This is a genomic window from Streptomyces sp. SudanB25_2051, from assembly GCF_964272635.1.
Lineage (GTDB): Bacteria > Actinomycetota > Actinomycetes > Streptomycetales > Streptomycetaceae > Streptomyces.
Genome location: NZ_OZ186787.1, coordinates 1,230,781 through 1,237,500 on the forward strand (window position 1 = coordinate 1,230,781; position 6,720 = coordinate 1,237,500).

3 protein-coding genes and 2 rRNA genes (1 of these 5 only partly in view) are annotated in these 6,720 nt (G+C 69.6%); 1 reads left to right on the forward strand and 4 read right to left on the reverse strand.

Annotation, left to right across the window (positions count from 1 at the left end; translation table 11 throughout):
* Window positions 1-123 precede the first annotated feature (123 nt).
* Window positions 124-1,155 (reverse strand): HAD-IIA family hydrolase, encoded by a 1,032-nt coding sequence (locus ACSUPT_RS05450; RefSeq protein WP_436943555.1) that lies wholly within the window; start codon window positions 1,153-1,155, stop codon window positions 124-126.
* 77 nt (window positions 1,156-1,232) lie between these two features.
* On the opposite strand from ACSUPT_RS05450, the gene ACSUPT_RS05455 reads away from it, so the two are divergent.
* Window positions 1,233-2,513, forward strand: coding sequence for a DUF1015 family protein (locus ACSUPT_RS05455; RefSeq protein ID WP_436943556.1), 1,281 nt, complete (start codon window positions 1,233-1,235; stop codon window positions 2,511-2,513).
* 85 nt (window positions 2,514-2,598) lie between these two features.
* Here ACSUPT_RS05455 and ACSUPT_RS05460 read toward each other — a convergent pair whose 3' ends face one another.
* The 3 genes from ACSUPT_RS05460 to ACSUPT_RS05470 form a co-directional block, all read right to left on the reverse strand.
* Window positions 2,599-3,327, reverse strand: a complete 729-nt coding sequence (locus ACSUPT_RS05460; RefSeq protein ID WP_436946173.1) for a hypothetical protein — start codon at window positions 3,325-3,327, stop codon at window positions 2,599-2,601.
* A gap of 1,296 nt (window positions 3,328-4,623) precedes the next feature.
* Window positions 4,624-4,740: ribosomal RNA gene (gene rrf / locus ACSUPT_RS05465) — 5S ribosomal RNA — on the reverse strand.
* A 105-nt stretch (window positions 4,741-4,845) separates the two neighbouring features.
* Window positions 4,846-6,720: ribosomal RNA gene (locus ACSUPT_RS05470) — 23S ribosomal RNA — on the reverse strand; it runs 1,248 nt beyond the window's last position.

A 6,720-nucleotide genomic window follows, 5' to 3' on the forward strand; every position in this document is an offset into this window, starting at 1 on the left:
AAGATCACGGGGGTGGCTGCCGCCCTCCTCACCGCCGCCCTCCTCACCGCCGTCCCCGCCCCCGGGCACGGCACACGGCCACCCGGCGCCTCCCCGGCCACCGGCTCCTCCCCCGCCTCCAGCTCACCACCCGAGCCTGGCCAGCGCCTTCCCCGACCCCAGCCCGCACGCCCCGTCCCCGGCCGCCGTCCACGCCGCCGCGCACAGCGCCCGCAGCCCGTCCAGCGCCTCGCCGCCCCCGTCCAGGACGAGCGCCTCCCCGTCGACGGCCGCGGTCCAGCCGCCGCACCGGAATCCGCCGGCCCCGGTGGCCGTCACCTCGGGCTGCCCCGTCAGCAGGCCCCGCAGGTCGGCGTCCACGTAGGTCGGCCGGTGCTCGGGCGGCGCGGCGAGCAGCACCGCCGGCGTCGTCACCCCGGTGAGGACGAGCAGCGAGTCGACGCCGCCGTTGTACGCGCCCTCGATGTCCGTGTCGAGCCGGTCGCCGACCACGAGGGGCCGCCGCGCACCGGTCCGCAGGATCGTCTCGCGGTGCATGGGCGGCAGCGGTTTGCCCGCCACCTGCGGCTCGGCGCCGGTCGCGATCCGCACGACCTGCACGGCGGCGCCGTTGCCGGGCGCGATGCCCCGCGCGCCGGGAATCGTCAGGTCGGTGTTGGACGCGTACCAGGGCACACCGCGCGCGATGGCGTACGACGCCTCCGCGAACCGGCCCCACGGCAGATCCGGCCCGCCGTACCCCTGCACGACGGCCGCGGGGTCGTCGTCGGCGGACTCCACGGGCACGAGGCCCCGCTCGCGCAGCGCGACGCGCAGCCCTTCGCCGCCGATGACGAGGACCCGCGACCCCTGCGGCAGCTGGTCGGCGATGAGCCGGGCCACCGCCTGCGCGGAGGTGACCACGTCGTCCGGCTCGGCGGGCACGCCCAGTTCCGTGAGGTGCGCCGCGACGGCGTCGGGGGTGCGCAGCGCGTTGTTGGTGACGTACGCCAGGCGCATACCGGCGGCGCGGGCCTCACCCAGCGCCCCGACCGCGTACGGGATGGCCTCGCCGCCCGCGTAGACCACGCCGTCCAGGTCCAGCAGCGCCGTGTCGTACGCCGTGCTCAGCGGCGCCGGGCTGCCGTCCGGAGCGCTCCTTCCGTGCCGCACCATCAGCCTGGCTCCTCACTCGTCCGGTGGTTTCCGTCCCCCGATCATCGCGCATCCGCATATCCACCTACGATGCAAGGATGAACACGAGAGGTCCTGCGGCCAACGACGGCCTGCGCCTGAAACCGTTCCGCGGACTGCGGTACGTGCCCGACCGGGTCCGCAGCCTCGCCGCGGTGACCTCCCCGCCGTACGACGTGGTCGTCCGGCCGGACGGTCTGCACCACCTGGAGTCGTCCGACCCGCACAACATCGTGCGGCTGATCCTCCCCCAGGCCCCCACCGCCGACGCGCGCCCGCGCCGCGCGGCGGACACCCTCGCGGACTGGCTGCGGGACGGGATACTCGCCGCCGACGCGGAACCCGCCCTGTATGTGTACGAGCAGCACAAGGGCGACCTTCTCCAGCGGGGCCTGATCGGCGCCCTGGAGCTGTCACCGCCCGCGCACGGTGTGGTCCTGCCCCATGAGGACGTGATGCCGCATGTGGTCGAGGAGCGGGCGGACCTGATGCGCACCACGGGCGCGCATCTGGAGCCGCTGCTGCTGACGTACCGGGGCGACGGCGCCGCGACGGGCGCGGCGGCCGTGATCGAGCGCGCGACGGCGGGCGAGCCGCTGCTGGCGACGACCACGGAGGACGGGTTCAGCCACCGCCTGTGGGCGGTAACGGACCCGGCGGAGGTGGCGGCCGCAGCGGAGGACCTGGCGGGCCATCAGGCGCTGATAGCCGACGGCCACCACCGCTGGGCGACGTATCTGCGGCTGCGCGAGGAGCGGTCGTGCCCCGGCCCGTGGAACTACGGCCTGGTGCTGCTGATCGACACGGCCCGCTATCCGCTGCGGGTGCGGGCGATCCACCGGCTGCTGCACCGCCTGCCGGTCGCGGCCGCGCTGGCGGACCTGGAGGGCTCGTTCCGGGTGCGGCGGCTGGACCTGCCGCTGGAGGGCGCCCTGGACGCGCTGGGGGACGCGGTCGCCGGGGGCAACGCCTTCCTGCTGGCGGGCGACGGCCGCTTCCACCTGGTGGACCGGCCGGACCCGGAGCTGCTGGAGCGCACGGTGCGCCGGGACCGACCGGAGGCGTGGCGGTCGCTGGACGCGACGGTGCTGCACGCGACGCTGCTGGAGCACGTGTGGCGGGTGCCGGACGCGCCGGAGCACATCGCGTACCTCCATGACGCGCAGGCCGCGGTGACGCAGGCGGAGCGGAACGGCGCGACGGCGGTGCTGATGCACCCGGTCCGCGAGGAGGTCGTACGGGACCTGGCGCGCCAGGGCGTGACGATGCCCCGCAAGTCGACGTCGTTCGGCCCGAAGCCGGCGACGGGGCTGGTCCTGCGCAGCCTGGCCCTGGACTGACGGCGCCCGCTCTCCCGGAACGCGAAAGGGCGGCACCCGCGAGGGTGCCGCCCTTCTCTCATGTCACGGCCGTACGGCCACGGGGTCAGCGCTCGGAGTCGTCCCCGTGCTCGTCCCGCTCGTCACCGGCTCGGGAGTCGGCCACGTCGGTGTCGCCGTCCTCGGCGTCCTCGGGCTCCTCCTCGATGGCGTCCACGAACTCCACGCCGTCGAGCTCGGCGAGCCGGTCGGAGGCGTCGGTGGTGCCGTCCTTGTCGGACTCGAGGGCCTTGGCGAACCACTCGCGGGCCTCGTCCTCGCGTCCGGCGGCGAGGAGCGCGTCGGCGTACGCGTAGCGCAGGCGGGCGGTCCACGGCTGGATGGAGTTGGAGGCGAGCTCGGGCGACTGGAGGGTGACGATGGCGGCGTCGAGCTGGTCCATGTCGCGGCGGGCGCCGGCGGCGACGAGCCGCATCTCGACCTGGCCGGCCTTGTCGAGCTTCTGCACCTCGGGCTCGCCGGCCATGGCGAGGGCCCGCTCGGGGCGGCCGAGGCCGCGCTCGCAGTCGGCCATGACGGGCCACAGGTCGACGCTGCCCGTCATCCGGCGGGCGGCGCGGAACTCGGCAAGGGCCTCGGCGTACTTCTGCGTGGCGTACGCGGCGAAGCCGGCGGCCTCGCGGACGGCGGCGACGCGCGAGGCGAGCCGGAGCGCGATCCGCGAGTAGGCGTACGCCTTCTCGGGGTCCTCGTCGATGAGCTTGGCGACCATGACGAGGTTGCGCGCGACGTCCTCGGCGAGCGTCTTGGGCAGGCTCATCAGCTCCTGCCGCACGTCCTTGTCGATCTCGTCGCCGGTGACGTCGTCGGGGATGGGAAGCCGCTTGATGGGCTCGCGGTCCCGGCGGTCGTCGGAGCGGTAGCGGTCGTCGCGCCGCTCGGGCCGCCCGCGGAAACCTCCGCGACGATCGTCGGAGCGGTAGCCGCCCCGGTCGTCGCGGCGGTCGTCACGGCCACCGCGGAAGCCACCGCGGAACCCGCCACGACGGTCGTCGTCCCGACGCGGCCCGCGGTCGTCGCGCTGGAAGCCGCCCCGGTCGTCACGACGGTCATCGCGCCGGAACGGCGGCCGGTCGTCGTTGCGGCGGAAGCCACCCCGGTCGCCGCCGCGGTCATCACGGCGGTCATCCCGGCGGAACCCGCCGCGGTCGTCGCCTCGGTCATCGCGCCGGAACCCGCCGCGGTCGTCGCCCCGGTCGTCGCGGCGCGGGGCACGCTCGTCGCGGGGGAAGCCACCACGGTCGTCACGACGGTCGTCACGGCCGCCGCGGAACCCGCCGCGGTCGCGGTCCCGGTCGTCGCGGCGGGGGGCGCGGTCGTCACGCGGGAACGCCGGCCGGTCGCCTCCGCGCCGGAACCCGCCACGGTCGTCACGACGGTCGTCACGCCGGAAGCCACCCCGGTCATCGCGGCGGTCGTCGCGCCGGTCATCCCGGCGGTCGTCGCGCCGGAACGCCGGCCGGTCGTCACGGCGGTCGTCGCGACGCGGTCCGCGGTCGTCGCGCTGGAAGCCGCCCCGGTCGTCACGACGGTCATCGCGGCGGAAGGACGGCCGGTCGTCAGAACGCCGGTCGTCGGAGCGGCGGTCGTCGTCGCGACGGAAGCCACCGCCGCCGCCCCGGTACCCGCCACGGTCGTCACGGCGGTCGTCGCGACGCGGCCCGCGGTCGTCGCGCTGGAAACCGCCGCGGTCGTCACGACGGTCGTCACGGCGGAAGGGCGGCCGGTCGTCGTTGCGGCGGAAGCCACCCCGGTCGCCGCCGCGATCGTCACGGCGGTCGCCGCGGTCGTCCCGGCGGTCGTCGCGGCGGAAACCGCCACCACCACGGCGGTCGTCGTCTCGGCGGGGTCCGCGGAAGCCGCCCCGCTCGCCGCCACCGTCCCTGCGACGAGGCTCGCGCTCCGGACGGTCGTCGGAGGAGTTGGTGGACATGGGTGTGGCTCCTGTCTTCGGGTACCGCAAGTCATTCTCGCGCAATGGGGCTCCCACCGCGCTCCGAGCAAATTCAAGTGAAACAAAAAGGACCCTTGGTCCCAGCATGTACGCTGGGACCAAGGGTCCTGAAAGATTGTTCGGCGGCGTCCTACTCTCCCACAGGGTCCCCCCTGCAGTACCATCGGCGCTGAAAGGCTTAGCTTCCGGGTTCGGAATGTAACCGGGCGTTTCCCTAACGCTATGACCACCGAAACCCTATTGGGTTCGAGCGAACAAGCACACTATTCACTTGAATAGATGTTGTGTGCCGGTGCGACTGTTCGCAACCCGGGAACAACACAGTGGACGCGAGCAACTGAGGACAAGCCCTCGGCCTATTAGTACCGGTCAACTCCACCCATCACTGGGCTTCCATATCCGGCCTATCAACCCAGTCGTCTACTGGGAGCCTTACCCTCTCAAGGAGGTGGGAATACTCATCTCGAAGCAGGCTTCCCGCTTAGATGCTTTCAGCGGTTATCCCTCCCGAACGTAGCCAACCAGCCATGCCCTTGGCAGAACAACTGGCACACCAGAGGTTCGTCCGTCCCGGTCCTCTCGTACTAGGGACAGCCCTTCTCAATATTCCTACGCGCACAGCGGATAGGGACCGAACTGTCTCACGACGTTCTAAACCCAGCTCGCGTACCGCTTTAATGGGCGAACAGCCCAACCCTTGGGACCGACTCCAGCCCCAGGATGCGACGAGCCGACATCGAGGTGCCAAACCATCCCGTCGATATGGACTCTTGGGGAAGATCAGCCTGTTATCCCCGGGGTACCTTTTATCCGTTGAGCGACGGCGCTTCCACAAGCCACCGCCGGATCACTAGTCCCGACTTTCGTCCCTGCTCGACCCGTCGGTCTCACAGTCAAGCTCCCTTGTGCACTTACACTCAACACCTGATTGCCAACCAGGCTGAGGGAACCTTTGGGCGCCTCCGTTACCCTTTAGGAGGCAACCGCCCCAGTTAAACTACCCATCAGACACTGTCCCTGATCCGGATCACGGACCCAGGTTAGACATCCAGCACGACCAGAGTGGTATTTCAACGGCGACTCCACCTGAACTGGCGTCCAAGCTTCACAGTCTCCCACCTATCCTACACAAGCCGAACCGAACACCAATATCAAACTGTAGTAAAGGTCCCGGGGTCTTTCCGTCCTGCTGCGCGAAACGAGCATCTTTACTCGTAGTGCAATTTCACCGGGCCTATGGTTGAGACAGTCGAGAAGTCGTTACGCCATTCGTGCAGGTCGGAACTTACCCGACAAGGAATTTCGCTACCTTAGGATGGTTATAGTTACCACCGCCGTTTACTGGCGCTTAAGTTCTCAGCTTCGCCTGGACGAATCCAAGCTAACCGGTCCCCTTAACGTTCCAGCACCGGGCAGGCGTCAGTCCGTATACATCGCCTTACGGCTTCGCACGGACCTGTGTTTTTAGTAAACAGTCGCTTCTCGCTGGTCTCTGCGGCCACCCCCAGCTCCGAGTGCAAGACTCATCACCAGGCGTGGCCCCCCTTCTCCCGAAGTTACGGGGGCATTTTGCCGAGTTCCTTAACCATAGTTCACCCGAACGCCTCGGTATTCTCTACCTGACCACCTGAGTCGGTTTAGGGTACGGGCCGCCATGAAACTCGCTAGAGGCTTTTCTCGACAGCATAGGATCATCCACTTCACCACAATCGGCTCGGCATCAGGTCTCAGCCTTAACGTGTGACGGATTTGCCTACCACACGGCCTACACCCTTACCCCGGGACAACCACCGCCCGGGCTGGACTACCTTCCTGCGTCACCCCATCGCTCACCTACTACCAGTCTGGGCCACCGGCTCCACCACTCCGTGCTTGTCCGAAGACGCACACGGCGGTTTCACGGGCTTAGCATCGCTGGGTTCAGCGCTGGCGCTTCAAAGCGGGTACCGGAATATCAACCGGTTGTCCATCGACTACGCCTGTCGGCCTCGCCTTAGGTCCCGACTTACCCTGGGCAGATCAGCTTGACCCAGGAACCCTTAGTCAATCGGCGCACACGTTTCTCACGTGTGTATCGCTACTCATGCCTGCATTCTCACTCGTGAACCGTCCACAACTCGCTTCCACGGCTGCTTCACCCGGCACACGACGCTCCCCTACCCATCACAGCGGGCGTTGGCCCTCATGCTGCAATGACACGACTTCGGCGGTACG